The organism is Dellaglioa sp. CoH-57-MRSF-19 (genome assembly GCF_056781975.1).
Window position 1 is genome coordinate 46,744 of the sequence record NZ_JBXAXW010000001.1, and the last position, 19,887, is coordinate 66,630.

At 33.9% G+C, this 19,887-nt stretch carries 19 protein-coding genes and 1 tRNA gene; 2 read left to right on the top strand and 18 right to left on the bottom strand.

What is annotated here, in order from left to right; all coding sequences use genetic code 11:
* Nucleotides 1-158: 158 nt before the first annotated feature.
* Complete coding sequence (locus AC1RO3_RS00225; RefSeq protein ID WP_481761098.1) at nt 159-1,496, top strand: dihydrolipoyl dehydrogenase family protein; 1,338 nt, start codon at nt 159-161, stop codon at nt 1,494-1,496.
* Nucleotides 1,497-1,774: 278 nt separating this feature from the next.
* Here AC1RO3_RS00225 and AC1RO3_RS00230 read toward each other — a convergent pair whose 3' ends face one another.
* The 8 genes from AC1RO3_RS00230 to yycF form a co-directional block, all read right to left on the bottom strand.
* Nucleotides 1,775-3,244, bottom strand: coding sequence for an MFS transporter (locus tag AC1RO3_RS00230; RefSeq protein WP_409021866.1), 1,470 nt, complete (start codon nt 3,242-3,244; stop codon nt 1,775-1,777).
* Nucleotides 3,245-3,380: 136 nt separating this feature from the next.
* Nucleotides 3,381-3,860 (bottom strand): 23S rRNA (pseudouridine(1915)-N(3))-methyltransferase RlmH, encoded by a 480-nt coding sequence (gene rlmH / locus AC1RO3_RS00235; protein WP_481761097.1) that lies wholly within the window; start codon nt 3,858-3,860, stop codon nt 3,381-3,383.
* 409 nt (nt 3,861-4,269) lie between these two features.
* Nucleotides 4,270-5,562, bottom strand: coding sequence for a S1C family serine protease (locus tag AC1RO3_RS00240; RefSeq protein ID WP_481761096.1), 1,293 nt, complete (start codon nt 5,560-5,562; stop codon nt 4,270-4,272).
* A 111-nt stretch (nt 5,563-5,673) separates the two neighbouring features.
* On the bottom strand, nt 5,674-6,483 hold the full coding sequence (locus tag AC1RO3_RS00245) for an MBL fold metallo-hydrolase (protein ID WP_481761095.1): 810 nt from the start codon (nt 6,481-6,483) through the stop codon (nt 5,674-5,676).
* Between the two features lie 34 nt (nt 6,484-6,517).
* On the bottom strand, nt 6,518-7,339 hold the full coding sequence (locus tag AC1RO3_RS00250; protein WP_481761094.1) for a two-component system regulatory protein YycI: 822 nt from the start codon (nt 7,337-7,339) through the stop codon (nt 6,518-6,520).
* A gap of 13 nt (nt 7,340-7,352) precedes the next feature.
* Entirely contained in the window at nt 7,353-8,672 is a 1,320-nt protein-coding gene (locus AC1RO3_RS00255) for a YycH family regulatory protein (RefSeq protein ID WP_481761093.1), read from the bottom strand.
* Nucleotides 8,659-10,512, bottom strand: a complete 1,854-nt coding sequence (gene walK / locus AC1RO3_RS00260; protein ID WP_481761148.1) for a cell wall metabolism sensor histidine kinase WalK — start codon at nt 10,510-10,512, stop codon at nt 8,659-8,661. The genes AC1RO3_RS00255 and walK overlap by 14 nt, the downstream gene beginning before the upstream one ends.
* Nucleotides 10,513-10,533: 21 nt before the next feature.
* Complete coding sequence (gene yycF, locus AC1RO3_RS00265; protein WP_409021860.1) at nt 10,534-11,244, bottom strand: response regulator YycF; 711 nt, start codon at nt 11,242-11,244, stop codon at nt 10,534-10,536.
* Between the two features lie 196 nt (nt 11,245-11,440).
* On the opposite strand from yycF, the gene AC1RO3_RS00270 reads away from it, so the two are divergent.
* A tRNA-Lys gene (locus AC1RO3_RS00270) sits at nt 11,441-11,513 on the top strand.
* A gap of 165 nt (nt 11,514-11,678) precedes the next feature.
* Here AC1RO3_RS00270 and AC1RO3_RS00275 read toward each other — a convergent pair.
* The 10 genes from AC1RO3_RS00275 to rpsR all read right to left on the bottom strand — a co-directional run bounded on the left by AC1RO3_RS00275 (nt 11,679) and on the right by rpsR (nt 19,878).
* Nucleotides 11,679-12,197 (bottom strand): Asp23/Gls24 family envelope stress response protein, encoded by a 519-nt coding sequence (locus AC1RO3_RS00275; protein WP_481761092.1) that lies wholly within the window; start codon nt 12,195-12,197, stop codon nt 11,679-11,681.
* Nucleotides 12,198-12,227: 30 nt separating this feature from the next.
* Nucleotides 12,228-12,428: a DUF2273 domain-containing protein gene (locus tag AC1RO3_RS00280; RefSeq protein WP_409021858.1), complete on the bottom strand. Its 201-nt coding sequence runs from the start codon at nt 12,426-12,428 to the stop codon at nt 12,228-12,230.
* A 16-nt stretch (nt 12,429-12,444) separates the two neighbouring features.
* The gene (gene amaP / locus AC1RO3_RS00285; protein WP_481761091.1) at nt 12,445-12,999 is read right to left on the bottom strand and encodes an alkaline shock response membrane anchor protein AmaP; all 555 of its coding nucleotides are present in this window, start codon (nt 12,997-12,999) and stop codon (nt 12,445-12,447) included.
* A 25-nt stretch (nt 13,000-13,024) separates the two neighbouring features.
* Complete coding sequence (locus tag AC1RO3_RS00290; RefSeq protein WP_409021856.1) at nt 13,025-13,270, bottom strand: GlsB/YeaQ/YmgE family stress response membrane protein; 246 nt, start codon at nt 13,268-13,270, stop codon at nt 13,025-13,027.
* 386 nt (nt 13,271-13,656) lie between these two features.
* Nucleotides 13,657-13,866: a CsbD family protein gene (locus tag AC1RO3_RS00295; RefSeq protein WP_409022828.1), complete on the bottom strand. Its 210-nt coding sequence runs from the start codon at nt 13,864-13,866 to the stop codon at nt 13,657-13,659.
* Nucleotides 13,867-14,080: 214 nt separating this feature from the next.
* On the bottom strand, nt 14,081-15,367 hold the full coding sequence (locus tag AC1RO3_RS00300) for an adenylosuccinate synthase (protein ID WP_481761090.1): 1,287 nt from the start codon (nt 15,365-15,367) through the stop codon (nt 14,081-14,083).
* 182 nt (nt 15,368-15,549) lie between these two features.
* Nucleotides 15,550-16,941: a replicative DNA helicase gene (gene dnaB, locus AC1RO3_RS00305; protein ID WP_481761089.1), complete on the bottom strand. Its 1,392-nt coding sequence runs from the start codon at nt 16,939-16,941 to the stop codon at nt 15,550-15,552.
* Nucleotides 16,942-17,024: 83 nt separating this feature from the next.
* Complete coding sequence (rplI, locus tag AC1RO3_RS00310; RefSeq protein WP_481761088.1) at nt 17,025-17,480, bottom strand: 50S ribosomal protein L9; 456 nt, start codon at nt 17,478-17,480, stop codon at nt 17,025-17,027.
* Nucleotides 17,481-17,486: 6 nt separating this feature from the next.
* The gene (locus AC1RO3_RS00315; RefSeq protein ID WP_481761087.1) at nt 17,487-19,499 is read right to left on the bottom strand and encodes a DHH family phosphoesterase; all 2,013 of its coding nucleotides are present in this window, start codon (nt 19,497-19,499) and stop codon (nt 17,487-17,489) included.
* A gap of 124 nt (nt 19,500-19,623) precedes the next feature.
* Nucleotides 19,624-19,878 (bottom strand): 30S ribosomal protein S18, encoded by a 255-nt coding sequence (rpsR, locus tag AC1RO3_RS00320; RefSeq protein ID WP_057974148.1) that lies wholly within the window; start codon nt 19,876-19,878, stop codon nt 19,624-19,626.
* Nucleotides 19,879-19,887: the final 9 nt, after the last annotated feature.

The following is a 19,887-nucleotide window of genomic DNA, read 5'->3' on the forward strand; positions in this document are numbered from 1 at the left end:
ATTACTTTGTCTGTCACTATTTTAAAAATTTAAAAGCTATGCTTTCTTTTTAAAAATGTTTCACATGAAACATTTTTAAGCGATTATTTTTAATTAATTTTCAATTTTATGCTAGTATCAGTATAATTATTAAATATTTATTATGGGGGATATTAATTATGAAACAATCACACTACGATACAATTATTATTGGTGCTGGACCTGGTGGTCTTTCTACTGCTTTTGATTTAAGTAAAAAGCAATCTGTTCTCATTATTGAAAATGATCTTTGGGGTGGTACTTGTCCTAATCGAGGTTGTGACCCAAAAAAAATGCTTTATTCTGCTGTTGAAACTAAACAACGCCAAGAAGCAATGCAAGGCTTCGGACTAACTGGCAGTTCTATCATTGATTGGCCTAAATTAATGGCTTTTAAATCAGCTTATACGGATAAAGTTCCAGCCAATACCCTAGCAGGTTTATCTGCAGCAAATATTAAAACTGTTCACGGATCTGCTAAGTTTATTTCAAAGTCAGAAATTAACGTTAATACTGAAACTTACACTGCCGATAATTTTGTAATTGCGACCGGTCAGTCACCTGTAGTCCCTGATATTCCAGGCAGTCATTTACTAAAAACAAGTACCGATTTTTTATCACTTGAAGAATTACCAGATAAAATAGCTTTTATTGGCGCTGGCTATGTTTCAATTGAGCTTGCTAATATAGCTGCTATTGCTGGCTCAGAAGTTCATATTATTCAACATAATAGTCAAATATTACGTGGATTTCCAATTGAATATACAACCCGTCTCATTGAGAATTTGAAAACTAATGGTGTCCATTTTCACTTTGACACTAATATTACAGAAATAACAGAAGGTCCTTTAGGCTTCCAGATGTTAGACGATAAGGGATTATCTTTAACTGTTGATTTGGCAATTTCAGCTATGGGCCGTCAACCTAACGTTAATACATTAAACCTACCTGCTACAGGTGCTGAATCAGATTCACATGGTATTATTGTGGATTCTCACTTAAAAACGAAAAATGATCGAATTTATGCCATTGGAGATATTGTTTCACGCAAACAACCTAAGTTAACACCTGTTTCAACATTTGAAGGTCATTACGTTGCAGACCAACTACTTAAAAAATCGAATAGTCCAATTGCTTACCCACCAATTCCAATGACTGTCTATGCCAGCCCACAACTATCTCAAGTTGGCATTACGATTGAACAAGCTAAAAATGAACCTGAACATTATGACATTAGAGTACAAGAGACAACTAACTGGTATTCCTTTAATCGAATTAAAGAATCTGAAGCATCTGTGACAACTATCTTTGATAAATCATCCAACTTACTTGTTGGTGCTGTCGCATACACCACAATTGCGGAAGAACTTATCAATTATCTAACACCATTAATTGCTAACAAAACATCAAAAACAGATGTTACTAAACTTATCTTAGCTTATCCGACTCCAGCAAGTGACCTAACCTATTATCTATAAAAAATACGATTAAAAAGGTATCTGCCTTTTTGTAAAAATCCCGCCATGATTATCAGATGAAATATATAATTTCATTCGACAATCATGGCGGGATTTTTTTGCCTAGAGTTAAGTACAGTGCATTTGATAAATTGACATTAATCAAGGAATTTACACTGGGAATCTATTAATAACTTTACAAGCAGATAAATCAATATACCCCATTAAATTTTATATAATTTCATCAGTCAACTCGATACGACTTAGTACATAGTACATTCTCTCAGAGATTCTATTTTTTAACTTAGTTGTTTTCTAGATTGAGCCTGAATCCATAAATTAAATAGTAAAACGATAATCAATAATATTGTCGCGATTACCATAATATTATGCAACCCTTCATACATAATCTGTCGCATTGCTGGTAATAATTTTTCAGGAAGACTTGAAACACGCTTCGAATCACTTAGCTTGTTTAACATCTCCATCGTAATTTTACCATGAGACTGATTAACTCCTTTTAACAACGCACTGTTAAGGATAACCCCATAAATTGATGACATAAATGTTTGGCTTAAAATACGTAATAAGTAGGCAAATGAAGTTGCGATTGGGACATCTCGACCCTCCGCATCCTCTTGAACACTCAGTTGTAGGACATTAAAACACATTCCTAAACCGAACCCTTCAAAAGCACCCATTAGTAATAAATACCAGAATGGGACTGTCACACCTACAACTAACATCCCAGCAAACGAAATAATAAAGCTAATGGTTCCGATTGTAATAATCCGGTATTTCCCCAATCGAGGAATCATTGATGGACCGGACAACGAACCAAATAAATTAGTCATTGCACCAGGAATTTGTGTTGCCCCACCAATCAATGCACTCATTCCAAGTATTCCTTGTGCCCACATTGGAATATAGATGTTAAATGAGATAAATGCTCCCCATAAAAAGGCAAATATGATAAAATCAACAATCAGTTTCTTATTTTTAAATAATCGATTGGGAATAATCGGATCAACGGCCCTATCCTCAACTCTATACAAAATACCGAGTAAGATAATTCCAGCAATAATTAACCCAACGACTAAATTAATTGACCCAACACCAATCATTTGAATACCTGTTAATAAGGTCACTAAGCTGACAATCATCATTCCAGCACCCAAGTAATCGATATTCCCCTTTTGACGTTTTTTAACTTCTTCTTTGAAGAAAAATTGGATTGAAATAATTGATATTAATGCTATTGGTACATTGATATAGAAGACCCAATGCCAACTAAACGTATCAACGATCCAGCCACCAACTAAAGGTCCAATAATTGATGCAATACTGTAACTAGCTGTTGCATAACCAATAACTTGTGAGCGTTTCTTAATATTTTTATAAATATCAGCATAAATAATAAACGGAATTGTATTCATCCCACCTGCACCAATACCCATAACTACTCTAGCAACTAAGAAAAAGACAATATTACTTGATGTTGCTTGAAAAACCGCACCGATTGCAAATAAAAAAGTTGCTAACTGATATGCACCACGGTTACCAATTCGTTCGCCTAATTTACTCCAAAGAGGTGTGGCAACTGCCATCCCCAACAAGAAAACTGCAACAATCCATCCCATATATTGGATACCATGCAAATCACTGACGATTGATGGTAATGCAGTATTAATAATCGTTCCATCAAGACCTGCCATTGCGTTAGATAACAGCAATGCAATAGTCACGATGATTAAATTCTTTTTATTCATAAATTCTCCCTCTTATACGACTAAATTTAAAATTACTTATTTTTATCATCCACCTTTAAGCAAGCTCTAGGTCAAGGGAAAATATGAAAATCTACTGATATCCTAAAATTACGTTACTTAAAGTATTGAAAGGTCCTTATTTATGATAGGGGCTCCCTGCATTAATCATAAATCCACGGTAAACTTGTTCAGTCAAAATCATCCGCATTAATTGATGCGGTAAGGTAAATTTACCAAACGAGATTTGTGTGTCGGCGCGTCTTAAAACGTCCTCGCTTAGTCCTAATGACCCCCCAATAACGAAGGTTATGTCTGAATGCCCATAAGTTCCAAGATCAGCAATCTCTTTAGCAAAATCTTCCGACGTACGTTCCTTACCTAAAATGGCTAAAGCATAAACATACTCTTTTTCTTTAATCTTACTAAGGATACGTTCGCCCTCTTTACCTTTAACATCAATCATTTCTGCTGAACTTAATTTTTCCGGTGCCTTTTCATCATTTACTTCAATAATTTCAAATTTACAAAACTTACTTAACCGTTTTGCATACTCTTCAATTCCTTGTTTGAGATATTTTTCTTTTAATTTACCTACACCAATAATCTTAATGTTCATAATTTCCACCTTTTTCACAAGTTATACACAAAGTTACGCACATATCCACAATTTGGACCACAACATATTGCGGGGAATATGTGTTCGTCACTACATTTATTTGTTGCCCATTTGTCAACACCATATTAGTTATGCACAGATTTTGCGTTATTTATCATTCCTTAATTATACGCTTTACACATTGGTATAACAGTCTTTTTTTATTTTAAAATATCAAATAAATAAAAGTTAGTCACAGGCCATTCAATTAATTGTGCATAACTATTTTGTTTAGAAAGTCCCTTCATACTGCCCTTTCCCTCTGTTACTCACACCCACCTTAATATCTATCCACTTAGTTATACACAATATCTATTTAAAATAAAAAAATAATCGTAAATTAAGTTATTTACGATTATTTCATATTTGTTTATTGAGCTGATGATGCTGATTTACTTGTTGAGCTTGTTCCTGTATTTGCATCTGTTGCTTCTAAGGTTAATTTGATATTAGCCTGTTTCAACTTACCATCATGATAGAATTCAACAGCCACTGTATCACCAATTTTATGTTCATATAAAACTTCTCGTAAGCTTGAGATATCAGTAACTTTCTTATCACCTAGCTTAACGATAACATCATATTTACCTATACCAGCATTTTTAGCAGGTGAATCACTATTTATTTTAACAGCAACAATCCCTGAAGAAACACTTTTTGGTAATTTTAAGACACTCTTTTGATCACTTGCTGAGACGTAATCTAAATCGATTAATGAAATACCAATTGCAGGACGTTTAACTTTTCCATTATCAACTAATTGATTAATGATTGATACAACCTCATTACTTGGAATAGCAAATCCCATTCCTTCGACAGAAGTTGATGATGAACTAGAACTAGTAGAGCCTGTTGCTGTACTTGCTAGTTTCATCGAATTAATACCGATAACTTGGCCAGAAGTATTAATTAAAGCCCCACCTGAGTTTCCAGGATTAATGGCAGCGTCAGTTTGAATAACTGTTGCTTGGCCCGTTTTAACACCCGAATCATTGGTAACATCAATCGTACGTTTCTTAGCTGATATGATTCCTTGCGTTAATGATGTCGCATAATCAGATCCAAGTGGAGAACCGATAGCCAATGCTGTTTCACCAACAGTGATACTATCAGAATCACCAAATGTGGCGATTTGAGTCACATCTTTAGCTGATATTTTTAAAACAGCTAAATCAGTAATTGAATCTTTACCAACAATTTTGGCACTTAATTTTTTACCATTACTCAATAAAACTTCAACTTTACTTGCACCAGAGATAACATGATTATTAGTTACGACATAAGCACTACCATCTGATTTTTTATAAATGACACCAGAACCTTCACTTGATGCTGTTTCTGTTGTCGCAGAGGAATCGCCTGCTGCACCAAACATATCCGTTAAGCTGTTACTTGAACCACTTGACTTTGTATATGAAATAACTGAAACAACCGCATTTTTAACTTTAGCAAATGCTTTTGATGATTCATTACTTGATTTAACACTTACATTTGTTACTTTAGTTGTACCTGATTTATTTGAGGATGTTGTAACTGCGCCATTATCACTATCATTATTTTGGTAAAATGTATATCCACCAAATGCAATTCCGCCACCAACTAATCCTGCAATAAGCGCTGTAACAACTGTTTTACCTAAGCCTGTTCTATTTTCATTTGACATTTTTATATACGCGACACATTTGTCGCTGCCCCCTTAAACGTAATCTTTTACTCTTTTAAGAATAACGGTTAATTGTGAACTATTTATGAATAAATTTTGAAAAAATTGTTCTTATAAAACAACCAGCTTTGTAGCATTTTCCGGATCTGTATCGAAAATGTTAAAATCACCACCAACTGCTAAATCATGTTCTTTCATCGTTGATTCAACCGTTAGATGGGCTAATTCTTTCATATTATTATCCTTACTAAGATGGCCTAAAAAAATTCGTTTTGTCCGATTACCCATAACATTCATAAGTGCATCAGCACCATCCTCATTTGATAAATGACCTTTATCACCTAAAATGCGCTGTTTTAATGACCATGGATAGCCGCCCATCCGTAACATTTCAATATCATGGTTACACTCAAACAAGTAAGCATCTGCATCGGAAATTGTCCCTTGAACGTTCTCTGAGACATAACCTGTATCCGTTAAAATAACAAATGACTTATTGTTATGATGAAATTGGTAGAATTGCGGTGCCGCTGCATCATGAGAGACACCAAAACTCTCAACATCTAAGTCGTCGAATGTAATTACTTTCCCCATCTCAAAAATTTGCTTCTTCTCAACGGGAATTTTACCAATCGTATGAGCCATGGCTTCCCATGTTAATTCATTTGCATAAACGTTCATGTCATACTTACGGGCTAAAATACCAGCAGCCTTTGCATGATCCGTATGTTCATGTGTTACAAATAACGTGTCGACATCGTTAATATCTCGACCAATATCTGTCATTAGGCTCGCAATTTTTTTACCACTTAAACCAGCATCTACAAGGACCTTGTGCTTAGGCGTTTCAATATACGTGACATTTCCCGCACTACCGCTTGCAAGAACACTAATCTTCATATCGTCTGTTCCTTCATCCATTACTTGCCTGCGCCTCTATCCTTTTAATCTTCATTTAATTTAAAATATCAGTGCTATCCTTCATAATCGCTCCTGAAAATGAATTAACTTGCTTGTATTGTGTCACACCATTACTTGGATTCTTAACAGCTACTATCCAAACTGGAATATAGACGCTATATTTTTTATCCAAACTGAGCAACTCAGCATATCCTAACTTAGACCATTTAACCTTACTTTTACTTGCAAATTGATTATATTGATACAATATCAGTATTGCTTGTTGTTGACTAATAATTGACTCATTTTCACGTAATTTTTCTGTATTTGCCATATACGTTTGTGAATAGCCACTAATTTTATTATTTTGAATTGTAAATTTAATTAGTCCAACATTTGAGTAAACCATTTTATCGTAAACAACCTGCGAATACACGACACTTGTCTCTGTTGAAAGACTACTGTTATAGCGATAATTATCTCCATGTAGAATTAAAGTATTATCACTCATAATTGTCTTATCAATTGTTTTATTTGGACTTTCACTATCTGTGATATTAATTGGTGTCCCAAAAATACTAGATAATTTATTGTCTTTATATGTTGTAACTTGGGATTGCAGCTGTTTAGCATCATTCTTTAATACATCAGATGCTTTATTAGACATATATACACCAGTCTCTTTTTTATTTGAGATACTGCCGTATTTAATGTCATCTTCTCGCATCTCTTTAAGCGTTGTACCGGTTTTTGTTGTCCCAGGTGATGATCGACTCGAAATTTCAATTTGTTGATTTTGTCGTAATGAGGTGAATAAAAAGATATTTAAACCAAGAAAAACAATAATAAAAATAATTTGAATTCGTCTAAAATCCAATTAATTCACCTCCCTAATCTGTTTGTAGTAATTCAGTATAACTTTTCCATTTATCTTGATATCGGATATACCAAGTGGGTTCTAGGTTGACTACCAAATCTGAATCAGAACTTGATACCCAACGATAACCTAATTGAATATCTGAAATATCCGCATCTTTATACCCTGCCGTAACCAAGCTACTTAACACTTCTTCTGTACTTGGTAACGTAACATCTGCTTTTCCAGATGGAACAGCAATTTGTAACGTCAATAATGAAAAATCAATTTTATTTCCACCATTATCTAGTCGCTCAACTTCAATCACACCGTGTTTGGTTTGATTAAAAATCGGAAATCCTTCAATATAACTTCTGAATGTTGTTGTCATAGACTTACCATTAAATTGGTAGAAGTGAATATTATCTAATCCGATACCTGTATTTTTAATACTCGTATAACTTTCAGTTAAAGCATTACCACGACTCGTTTTTTGTTTCGCATCTGAATTTTCATCATCTTCATATGAAACCAAATTTGTCGTATTTTGAACCGTTAATTGTCGATCAGAACCATCATAGTAAGTTATTGTCTTTTTACTTTCTTTAACGTTGACCGATGAACCATCTTTTTGTCCTAATAGATTAGCAACATACTTACTAGCCGTTTGCTTATCCACTAAATACCTAAAACGAGCTATATTAAAATCTTGATTATAATACATAAAAATATCATTATTATGCAGTTTAAATGTAACTGATAATTTCGATAACGTTTCATTTTGTACAACATCATCAATTGTTTTACCTTTATTATAGGCATCATTTAACGAAATCTCATAAATTTTTTTATCCTTGTCACTCAACAGATAAATACTTTTCTTATTATCACGCGGAATAAGAACACGGTTAATAAGTCGTGTTTTATAATTTTGATTTTGCTGATTAAATACTTGATTAAATAACCCAACCGTAATTTCATCTGAGTAACTAAGAACCAATTGATTTTTTGCATTTAAAAACGTTAAATAATCATTTTTATTTTTAATCGGAACTTCTGATATAGACGTTTCTTTCCAAGTACGTATCTTTTTTTGAATATTTGAAATGATATTAATTTTTTCACTATATAAAACATTTTGTTGCTGATTATCATTATAAATAACAGACGTTGGTGCATATACTTCGCTCAATTTAGTACTCTTTGTTAACTCTGTCTGCGTTGAATTTGTAGCTTTCGTCGATTCACTTTTACCATTCCATGTCGGATTTGTCCAAATGACCCATGATAAACCGATACTTGTCATAATTAATAAAAATAATAGTGTTGGTAAAATAAATCTATTCAATTTCATCCCACAGGTCCTCCTCATATGATTCATAAGGCAATGAAATATAGAATGTTGAACCCTTGCCTTCCGAGCTATCTAACCAAATTTTACCTTTATGCATTTCGACAACCTCTTTTGAGATAGCTAGGCCTAATCCAGTTCCACCTTGAGCTCTCGATCTAGCTTTATCCACACGGAAAAAGCGATCAAAAATATGCGCTAAATCTTTTTTAGGTACACCAAGGCCCTCATCAGAGATACTCAAAATAACGTGCTTATGTGTCTCCAATAAACGACAAGTTATTTCTCCACCATCAGGTGAATATTTAATGGCATTATTCATAATATTATCAATGACTTGCACAATTTTATCAGTATCTAATTCAACCCATAAATCACGTTTAGTAAAATCACGTTTAATCGAATACTTTTTGCCTGACCCATCGTCAGCATTAATCATCATATCGAATCTATCCAGAACATAACTATACAGTTCATTCAAGTTAACTAATTCAAGTTCTAACTTAGATGTTCCTGAATCCATTCGTGACAAATTTAGTAAGTCATTAATCATACGCATCATACGTTCTGTTTCATTCTGTGTAACTTTCAAGAAACCTGGTGCAACTTCTGGATCTTTCCATGCACCATCGTTTAATGCCTCAATATAACTCTTCATACTCGTCAAAGGCGTTCTTAATTCATGAGAAACATTAGAAACAAAGCTTTCACGTTCACGTTCTATCTTTTGTTGTTCTGTGACATCATGAAGTACACAGACAAGACCACTAATAAAGCCAGATTCTCTTTGTATTAATGAAAAATAAGCATTCAAAATTTGTTCATGTTCTACATCAGATAAATCAATCATAATTTCATCTTGATTTTCTAACAAATCACGTAAAGTATACTGACTACGTAAATCAAGAATATCCAAAATTGATACTCCTATTGAGTCATTTTCATTTTGATCTAATAAGGTAGAGGCCGCTTCATTCATAATGATAATATTTCCGCGACGATCCGTCGCAATTACACCATCTGTCATGTGCGATAGAACACTATCTAAACGACGACGTTCAGCTTCAGATGATTCTTGTGCCTCTTCAACACGAACAGATAAGTTATTAACCGCATCTGCTAATTGTCCTAGTTCATCATTAGAATAGACACGAACTTTTCCGGAGTAATCTCCGCGAGAAATTCGAATCGTTTGCTTTTTCATCTCATCAATCGGACGAGTTATTGCCCGGGAAATAACTATCGTTATCAAAAGGACTAAAACAGCTGCAAAAAATGACGCGGTCACGAAAATAACCGTGATATCGTTAATATTTGAGTATAAGCTTTCCAGATTGGCCTTAACGTATGTAACCCCAACTGTCGTTGTTACATTTCCTGCTGTACTAACTAGTGGCACAATTGAAACATAGTAGCGCTTATCGCTAGATTCATCATAAATCTTCTTTTCAAATGTTTTAGGTGTATATAACACTTGCTTAATTGTTGCATCTGTCGTTTTTTGTCCCACAACAGTTTGATTATTAAAATCACTACTCCCGCGAATTGTGCCCTTACTATCAATCACTCGAATTTCTGTGATACTTGAATTACTAACATCTTCCAATATTTTTTTGATATCTCTATCACCAGCAGCTGTATCTGTTTTTGCTAAATCCTTCGTAATCGAATTAGTAACATATATAGGTAACTGGACTTGTTGCTTAAAGGTATCTAAGTTTTGCTGTTCTAATTGCCTAACAAAATAAGCCCCGACAATTTCCAACGTTATTAAAATTAATAACGCAAAAATGAGGGCTATTTTAAATTGAATAGATTTAAAAAAACGAATTTTTTGATTCATTTTCATCGTTATTCCCCTACTCTATTCTAAATCTGGATTTTTCATATAGTATCCAACACCACGACGTGTTACCAACCACTCTGGATGGCTTGGATTATCTTCAACTTTTTCTCTTAAACGACGCATTGTAACATCAACCGTTCTGACATCACCGAAGTAATCATAACCCCATACCGTCTGTAGTAAATGTTCTCTAGTCATAACTTGTCCTAGATGTTGTGCTAAATAATGTAATAATTCAAATTCACGATGTGTTAATTCAATTTTTTCATCATATTTTGAAACCATATATGCTTCAGGATGAATGGTTAATTGTCCAACTTGTATTTCACTATTTTGTGGTTGTTCTTCTGTTTGAACACTCTCAATTGTTTTTTGTCTTCTTAAATTAGCTTTAACTCTGGCCACTAGTTCACGGTTAGAGAAAGGTTTTGTTACATAATCATCTGCACCTAATTCTAGACCTAAGACCTTATCGATTTCTCCATCTTTAGCTGTAACCATAATGATTGGCATATCGTAAGTTTTTCTAACTTGACGAGCAACTTCTAAACCATCCACTTTTGGTAACATTAAATCTAATAAAATTAAATCCGGTTCAACTTCTTTAACTTTTTCTAAGGCTTCTTCACCATCGTAAGCTGTATAAACGTCGTATCCTTCTTTAGTTAAATTAAATTTAACGATATCAGAAATTGGTTTTTCATCGTCGACAACTAATATTTTTTTCATATGTGGATCCTCCTTATAGGAAGCTGTAAAATTAAATCTAGATACAACTTCTTAACCCTCCATTATTATAGCCTATTCAATCATCATTGCCAAACACAGTGATTAAATTTACCCAAATCCTTTTTCGAAAAGTTATTGTCTTTTATTAGTATATATGATAATATATTTAACGTTGATGAATTATTATTAATGGTTTGGGTGGTTAGCTCAGTTGGTAGAGCAACGGACTCTTAATCCGTGGGTCTAGGGTTCGAGCCCCTAACCACCCATGGGTGCCAAACCCAACATATCGCAAGATATGTTGAAGCATCTAGCTGCGGCTAGGTGCTTTTTTTGTGTTCTCATTTACTTATTGATGTTTCACGTGAAACAAAAAAAGAGAAACCCTATCGGATTTCTCTTAACTAGATTTAAATCTTATTATTTGTTCAACGCTATTTAACCCGGTCATCATCTTTATTTACTACCTGAGAGGTCGTTTTTTTAACGGCATCTACCCCATCTGTTGTTTTTTCTTTAATAGTACTACCTGCATCAGATACACGATCTTGTAAACTTGTTTGTGAATCATCAAATTCTTTTGGTGTTTGAATGTCTACTACTTCAACATTCAACTCAATTAAAGCTAAATCTGTTGTTTCCTTTACTTGTTTATTAATAACTTCCGTTAACTGTTTATAAATATCATGTGCATTGTGCCCATATGCCATAATAATATTTAAATCAACCGCAACTTGTTCCTTGCCAACCTCAACGCCGATGCCATCTGTTGGATTATCACTATTTACAAGTTTATTTTTAATATTTGCGACAAATCCACCATCCACACCCAAGAGACCAGATACATTTTCAATTGCATAACCGACTATTTTTTGAATAACCTTGTCATCAAATGTCAATGTCCCCTTTGGTTCAGTCTTTGTTCCCTGCGTATTTGTTTTTTCTGTAGTCATAATTAAGACTCCTTTCGATTTTTAAAATAATCAATTTTTCCGCGTGAAAATTTTTGAAATAAATGACAGATCAATATCATATTCTTTAAATAGATAACCAATCCATCCTGCTAACAGTGTCACAATCATAATGATAATCGTCTTCCAAAATCCTACAGTTACAAGTAACGAGGATATGATAAATCCTAGAGCACTACCAACTCCAATATTAATTGACATTTTATCTTTCATTTATGCACACTCCCTCTTAAACTACCCGTGTAACTTTACGTTTTGAATTTGATTTTTTACTTACCTTAATATCTACTTTGATAGGAATATGACTAGATCCAGCTAATAGATCATTGAGATTCTCAGTTAATTCACTCGTAATACGAGGTAATTGTCCAACTGTAGACTGTTGGTAAACTGAATCTGCAACAATATGGATCTTTCGCTGACGTCGTGTATTCTTCAACGTAACTTTAATATTAGATAAGTCTTCACTAGACAACTTTGTCTTGATAAATTGGCTAATACCCTGGTTACTTAAAGCAAGTCTTCCTTCTTTAGTTTGCTTCAAAGGAATATCTGGTAGTTGCGCAGGCCACAAAAGTATTAACAAAAATATGAAGACTGTTAATAGCAATAACACAATCCCATAATAGAAGATAAAATCGTTACTCTGAAAATTTGTACTAACGTTAAAATGTTCAAGCATTTTAGTTATTTTCTCAATTATTTCTGGCCAAATCAGCAAGCTAAGCCCAATCAAGTATCCGAGGCTGACTATACTCAGAATAATTTTTTTACTCTTCTTCATAAACATACCTCTCTCTTGACTTGATTTACTTCCTTGCTTTTATACCAAATATAGCTGAAACAATTAAAACTAAAATTATCGCACCAATGATAGAAGGGATAATTGCCATTCCTGCCAAGCTAGGTCCCCAATGACCAAGGACACTTTGACCAAGAGCTGACCCAACTAGTCCAGCGATGATGTTACTTATCCATCCCATCGACTCACCGCGATTAGTAATCGCCCCTGCAACAGCACCAATAATAGCACCTACAATTAATGACCAAATCATAATATGTTCCTCCTTTGTTTATATTAAATAGTTATTTATTATATTAACTATTCGTTATATGTAATATACCATTATTTGAAATCGCTTGCAAATGAAACGATTTTATTACGCTCAATCTATGAAACTTAATGAATCTCTTTCCCAGGTACTTAAACTTATATACACCAAAAAATAAAGATAAATAACTATCTTTGTTTTCCTCGTTGCTTAATTAATCACATAAAGTTAAACAAAATAAGATCTATGAATATCTGAGTGAATAAGATGAACTGATAGGTACTATACTCACAAGATAAGCCTATTATTTATCTAACTTCGGCTAATAAAAAGAAATAAAAAAAACTCGCACTGCTTATTGTAAGCAGTGCGAGAACCCAATGAAATTACTATTTCTTTTTACGTTTGTCCATAACTTCATCTATTTTTTCTGCAACATCATCTTTGACATCTTCTAATTTATCTTTCGCTTTACCAAGGAAACCTTCCGCTTTACCTTTAACTTCTTCTTGCTTGTCTCCTGTCAATTTACCTTTAGTTTCTGTTACTTTACCCTTAATTTGATCTTTCTTTGCATCTAATCTATCTTCATTTGTCATCATGTTTCCTCCTCATAATATATTTGTCTACATACCGATAGTAACATCCAAAGAAAGCGTATGCAACATATTCGACTTATCAAATATATAAGTTATATAAATTTTTAAGCTCTAATTAATTAAGGTTATTTATCTACTTAGTTATTGATTAAATAAAAAAAAATCAAAGTATTAACTTTGACTTTTCTCACATTACTATCAACCTATTACTTATTTATGCCCAAACATCATCTAAAACATTTGTTTGATCACGATCGGGTCCAACTGAGAATGTTGAAATTTTAACATCAACGATTTCTTCAATACGTCTAATATAATTTCTAGCATTTTCAGGTAATTCTGCAAGAGTTTTCATTTGAGTAATATCTTCAGTCCAACCAGGTAATGTTTCATATACTGGTTTACATTGAGATAATTCTTTAAAACTAGCTGGATAACGATGAATAATTTCACCATTTAATTCGTATGCTGTACAAATTTTAACTTCTTTTAATCCAGTTAAAACATCAATACTGTTTAAACATAAGTTAGTCAATCCTGAAACACGTTTGGAATGATTCATAACAACACTATCAAACCAGCCAATACGACGTGGACGTTTTGTTGTTACACCATATTCATGTCCAACTTCACGGATAGTATCACCGATTTCATCTAATAGTTCAGTTGGAAAAGGACCATCCCCTACACGTGATGTATAGGCTTTGCAGACACCAACAACTGTATTTATTTGAGCAGGTCCAACACCAACACCGACTGTTGCGCCACCTGCAATTGGATTTGAAGAAGTTACAAATGGGTACGTTCCATGATCAATATCTAACATAACACCTTGTGCACCTTCAAATAAGACTTTCTTACCAGAATCTAGTGCATCATTAATAATAACTGACGTGTCCATTACGTATCGTTTCAAACGTTGGCCATAGGCAAAATATTCTTCAAAAATATCATCAAATTCAAGTGGTTCATGATCATATAATTTTGTAAATTCACGATTTTTTTGTTCTAAATTATTTTTTAATTTTGCTGAGAAAGTTTCTTTTTCCATTAAATCAGCAATTCTAATACCAATTCTAGCAGCTTTATCCATATAAGCTGGTCCAATACCTTTATTAGTCGTCCCAATCTTATCTTCTTTTTTAGCAGCTTCTTGTAAGCCATCAAGTAGAATATGGTATGGCAAAATAACATGAGCGCGGTCAGAAATACGTAAATTATCTCCTTTAACGCCGAGTTTTTGTAGATAATCAAGTTCTTCACATAAAGCTTTAGGATTCACAACAACCCCATTACCAATGATACTTAATTTATCTTGAAAGAAAATACCTGATGGAATCAAATGTAATTTGTAAGTGTTGCCTTCAAATACAATTGTGTGTCCGGCGTTATCGCCACCTTGATACCGTGCAATAACATCGGCATTTTGACTTAAGAAATCTGTAATTTTACCTTTTCCTTCATCGCCCCATTGGCTACCTACTACAACTACTGATGACATATTTTCATCCACCTCATAATTTATATTTTAAATTCATAAATACAATCCTAGAATATTATAGCAATAAAGCAGTTCAAATACAACTAAAATACGAACGTTTGTATTTTATATAAACATTTATCAACTATATAACGAACGTTTCTCTTTTTATTCAAAAAAAATATCCCACTAAGGAATATTTTCTAGCCTTCTGGTCTATAGGCAAGTGACGAGAATTTATTATATGATTTAACAAATAATAATTTAACTGTACCTCGTTCGCCACCACGGTTTTTTTCAATAATAACTTCAACTTCACCAACATTTTGGTCATCTTCATCCCTTGGATCAGGTAGATTCCCGTCTTCATCTTCATCAGTATCGCGTTCATAATAATCATCTCGATACAAAAATGCAACAATATCTGCATCTTGTTCAATAGAACCAGATTCACGAATATCTGATAACACTGGTCGTTTATCTTGGCGTTGTTCAACACCACGGGATAATTGAGACAATGCAATAACTGGAACACTTAATTCTTTCGCTAATTTCTTCATTTGACGAGAAATTTCTGAGACTTCTTGTTGTCGACTTTCGCGTCCTGAACCTTCAATCAACTGTAAATAATCAACAACGATTAACCCTAGTCCACCTTTTTCCTTCGCTAATCGACGGCATTTTGCCCGAATTTCAGCCATCTTTGACCCAGCAGTGTCATCAATAAAGATATTAGCCTTTGATAATGAATTCATTGCCACAATCAAATTTGACCATTCTGATTCGTCTAATTGTCCCGTTCGTAAGTGATTCGCATTAATACTACCTTCAGCACATAACATACGACTAACTAATGATTCTGCTGACATTTCTAAACTAAAAATAGCGACAGTTTCATCAGTTTTAGTTGCTACGTTTTGAGCAATATTCAACGCAAAAGCTGTTTTACCAACAGCCGGACGAGCAGCTAAAATGATTAACTCATCTGGATGTAACCCGGCAGTCATTTTATCCAACTCTGGATAACCTGTCGACAATCCAGTAATTGTATCGCCTTCTTTAGCTAACTTTTCAATATTTGTAAATGTACTTTTTAATACATCAGCGATAGCTTGAAAACCACTACTATTTCTTTTTTCAGATACGCTCATAATTTCACGTTCAGCATTATCTAAAAGCGTTGCAACATCATCATCTTGTGATAAACCCTTAGTTGCAATAGATGTCGCTGTCGCAATTAAGCGTCGAATCATTGATTTTTCTTCAACAATTTTAGCATAATACTGAACGTTCGCAGCCGTTGGTACAGAGCCAGCTAATTCAACAATATAGCTAACACCGCCAATATCATCCATTTGATTTTTAGAAGTTAAATTATCTTGAATCGTAACAATATCAATAGCTTCATCTTTATCATTCAGATCCACCATAGCCGCAAATATCAATTGATGGCGACGTTGATAGAAGTCTTCGGGCTCCAAGTATTCCATTGCCTCAACAAGAGCATCACTCTTTAAAAAGACAGCGCCCAAAACGGCTTGTTCCGCTTCAATATTCTGTGGTGGCGTTTGGTCTGTTAATAGTTCATTATTCATTTTATCGTGTTCTCCTTACTTCTAAAATCAAGAAAAAAGCTGGACAAAATCAAATTTTGCCAGCTTTTCAAATAAATACTACTTTAGTTATTAGCCGAAACATGAACACGAATCATTGCTGTTACATCAACATGTAACTTAACAGGTACATTCGTGAATCCTAAGGCACGAATTGGTTCTGGTAGTTCAACTTTACGTTTGTCGATTTTAATTCCGTATTGTTTTTCCATAGCTTGTACAATTTGCTTGCTAGGAATTGAGCCAAATAAACGGCCATCTTCGCCCGCTTTAGCTGTTAATTCAACAACTGTCTTATCATCTTCTAAAACGATTTTTTCATCTTTAGCTTCTTTTAAAATTTCTTCAGCTTTTTTTTCTTCAGCTTTTTGTTGTCCCTTTAAAGAACTCATTGCTGAATTTGTAGCTAATTTTGCTTTACCATTTTTAATTAAAAAATTTTGAGCATAGCCGCTTGGTACTTCTTTAATTTCTCCACGTTTACCTTTTCCGCGAACATCTTCTAAAAATATAACTTTCATAATCAACTACTCCTTAATTTCATCTTTTTTTGTCGTTAAAATATTAACTAATTGTTCTGCAGCTTCACTTACACTCACACCAGTTAACTGAGTCGCAGCATTTGATAAGTGACCGCCGCCGCCCATTTGTTCCATAACAACTTGAACATTAGTCGTCCCTGTACTTCTAGCAGAGATACTAACACGATTTTCTGATCGTTTTGTGACAACAAATGACGCTGATACACTTGAAATAGATAATAATGAATCTGCTGCCTGTGCTGCTGTAACTGGGTCATAAATCGTATCATCTTCACCCACACATAATGCTAAATCAGTATTAATGAACTCTACTTTATCAATTAAATGATTACGCTTCAAGTAACTATCAACATTTTCTTTCATAAAGTTTTGAACCATTGTTGAATCAGCCCCAACGGACCTTAAATAACTGGCTGCATCAAATGTTCGTGTACCCGTCCTTAATGAAAACGACTTCGTATCAATAATAATTCCCGTTAACATCGCAGTTGCTTCAATTTTATTAATTGGTTCACTATCTTTTGATTGATATTCAAACATTTCAGTAATCAGTTCACAGGTTGATGATGCATAAGGTTCAATATAAACTAACATTGGATTTTCAGGGAATTCTTCTCCACGACGATGATGATCAATAACCATCAGACGATTTTTAAGTTTTTCATACAATTCAGGACTACCAGAAATAGAGGGTTTAGAATGATCAACCATCACCAGTAAACTCTGTTCTGTTGCTTTTTCTACTGCTTCTTCAGGTGTAATAATATTATATTTGATATCAGGATATTGATCTAACTCTTCCATCAATCGTTGTACATCTGAATGAATAGCGGTTTGATCTAAAACAATCCAACATTTCATATTATTCATCAAAGCGATTCGTCTAATGCCCAAACAAGCTCCTACAGAGTCCATATCTGGGCTCTGATGTCCCATAACGAAGACTTGGTCCATTGGTTTCATTATTTCTTGTAACGCTTGAGAAATCATTCTAGCACGAACCCGAGTCCGTTTTTCCATCGGATTAGTTTTACCACCATAAAATCTTGCTTGCTCTTCAGGTGATTTAACGACAACTTGATCCCCACCTCGACCTAAAGCAAGATCTAAATTGCTTTGAGCTAATTTTGCAAGTGAATTCAAATCGCCATCGCCATAGGCAATTCCCATGCTCAATGTGAGCGGAAAGTTTTGTTTGGATGTCCGATCGCGAATTCGATCTAAAATTTTAAATTTTTCTTCTTCAATTTGTTGTAAAGAATGGGCATGAACTAAAATAAAAAATCGATCTGAATCCGTTCTTTTTAAATACATCCCATAACGACGCGCCCAATTAGATAACTCATTTGTGACAAAGTTACTTAAATTAGAAACATTCTTATCTGACATAGATTGCGTTACTTCATCATAATTATCTAAGAACACTTGACCGATAACAACGCGCTCTGCTTCAAATTCTTTTTCAATTGATGAATAACGCGTAATATCCATCAGGTAAGCAACATGAATATCATTTTGTATGATCATTTCAAAATCTTTTTCATGCCATGTTACTTTCACCAAGCCTTTAGTCTCAGCGTTATCTGTAATAATCGTCGATAACGATTCATCGACGCTCTCTATTTTCTTACCTAAAATATCATTTTTTTCAAAATAAGGTTGTAAGTATGGATTAACCCACTCAATCTCATTTTGTTCGTTAAAAATCAAAATACCAATTGGCATTTTGATAAGCGCTTCTTGTTCACTACGTTTAATACGATATGATAATTCCGATATATATTCATTAGTATTTGCCGTAATTTGGGACATAATATACATACTTGCGCTGGTAGCACCCAACGCAATAATTAACAATATAAGTCCTAAAAATAAATTAACTGTAAAAGACAGAACAACACTAAATAAAGACATAATTACGATAAAAATCGCAATCCATCTTAAGCGTTCATTCTTCAAAAAACTGGGAAGTTTCTCGTTTGAAAGGAACTTTTTCATAGTATCTCCTCATCTGTAAATCCTAGATGTTATCTATTTTATCACATTCCCCATTTACCTGCACAAATCTTGCTGATAGTACAAAAAAAGGGAAGACTATTTGCATAGTCTTCCCTAGATATTACTATTCTTCTGAAACGAATGGTAATAAGCCCATAATACGTGAGCGTTTAATTGCAATTGTTAAACTGCGTTGGTTTTTAGCGCTTGTTCCCGTAACACGACGAGGTAAAATCTTACCACGTTCTGAAATGAAACGTTTTAACAAGTCTGTATCTTTATAATCGATATAATCGATGTGGTTAGCTGCGATGAAGTCAACTTTACGTCGACGACGTGCGCCACCGCCACCACCTCTACGTTGTTGTTGTTGTGCCATGTGAGTTTC

Excerpts from the sequence above, each read along its gene's own strand:
- AC1RO3_RS00225 (WP_481761098.1), top strand. The coding sequence starts at position 159 with ATGAAACAATCACACTACGATACAATTATTATTGGTGCTGGACCTGGT.
- AC1RO3_RS00230 (WP_409021866.1), bottom strand. The coding sequence starts at position 3,244 with ATGAATAAAAAGAATTTAATCATCGTGACTATTGCATTGCTGTTATCT.
- rlmH (WP_481761097.1), bottom strand. The coding sequence starts at position 3,860 with ATGAACATTAAGATTATTGGTGTAGGTAAATTAAAAGAAAAATATCTC.
- AC1RO3_RS00240 (WP_481761096.1), bottom strand. The coding sequence starts at position 5,562 with ATGTCAAATGAAAATAGAACAGGCTTAGGTAAAACAGTTGTTACAGCG.
- AC1RO3_RS00245 (WP_481761095.1), bottom strand. The coding sequence starts at position 6,483 with ATGGATGAAGGAACAGACGATATGAAGATTAGTGTTCTTGCAAGCGGT.
- AC1RO3_RS00255 (WP_481761093.1), bottom strand. The coding sequence starts at position 8,672 with ATGAAATTGAATAGATTTATTTTACCAACACTATTATTTTTATTAATT.
- walK (WP_481761148.1), bottom strand. The coding sequence starts at position 10,512 with ATGAATCAAAAAATTCGTTTTTTTAAATCTATTCAATTTAAAATAGCC.
- yycF (WP_409021860.1), bottom strand. The coding sequence starts at position 11,244 with ATGAAAAAAATATTAGTTGTCGACGATGAAAAACCAATTTCTGATATC.
- AC1RO3_RS00275 (WP_481761092.1), bottom strand. The coding sequence starts at position 12,197 with ATGACTACAGAAAAAACAAATACGCAGGGAACAAAGACTGAACCAAAG.
- AC1RO3_RS00280 (WP_409021858.1), bottom strand. The coding sequence starts at position 12,428 with ATGAAAGATAAAATGTCAATTAATATTGGAGTTGGTAGTGCTCTAGGA.
- amaP (WP_481761091.1), bottom strand. The coding sequence starts at position 12,999 with ATGAAGAAGAGTAAAAAAATTATTCTGAGTATAGTCAGCCTCGGATAC.
- AC1RO3_RS00290 (WP_409021856.1), bottom strand. The coding sequence starts at position 13,270 with ATGATTTGGTCATTAATTGTAGGTGCTATTATTGGTGCTGTTGCAGGG.
- AC1RO3_RS00295 (WP_409022828.1), bottom strand. The coding sequence starts at position 13,866 with ATGACAAATGAAGATAGATTAGATGCAAAGAAAGATCAAATTAAGGGT.
- AC1RO3_RS00300 (WP_481761090.1), bottom strand. The coding sequence starts at position 15,367 with ATGTCATCAGTAGTTGTAGTAGGTAGCCAATGGGGCGATGAAGGAAAA.
- dnaB (WP_481761089.1), bottom strand. The coding sequence starts at position 16,941 with ATGAATAATGAACTATTAACAGACCAAACGCCACCACAGAATATTGAA.
- rplI (WP_481761088.1), bottom strand. The coding sequence starts at position 17,480 with ATGAAAGTTATATTTTTAGAAGATGTTCGCGGAAAAGGTAAACGTGGA.
- AC1RO3_RS00315 (WP_481761087.1), bottom strand. The coding sequence starts at position 19,499 with ATGAAAAAGTTCCTTTCAAACGAGAAACTTCCCAGTTTTTTGAAGAAT.
- rpsR (WP_057974148.1), bottom strand. The coding sequence starts at position 19,878 with ATGGCACAACAACAACAACGTAGAGGTGGTGGCGGTGGCGCACGTCGT.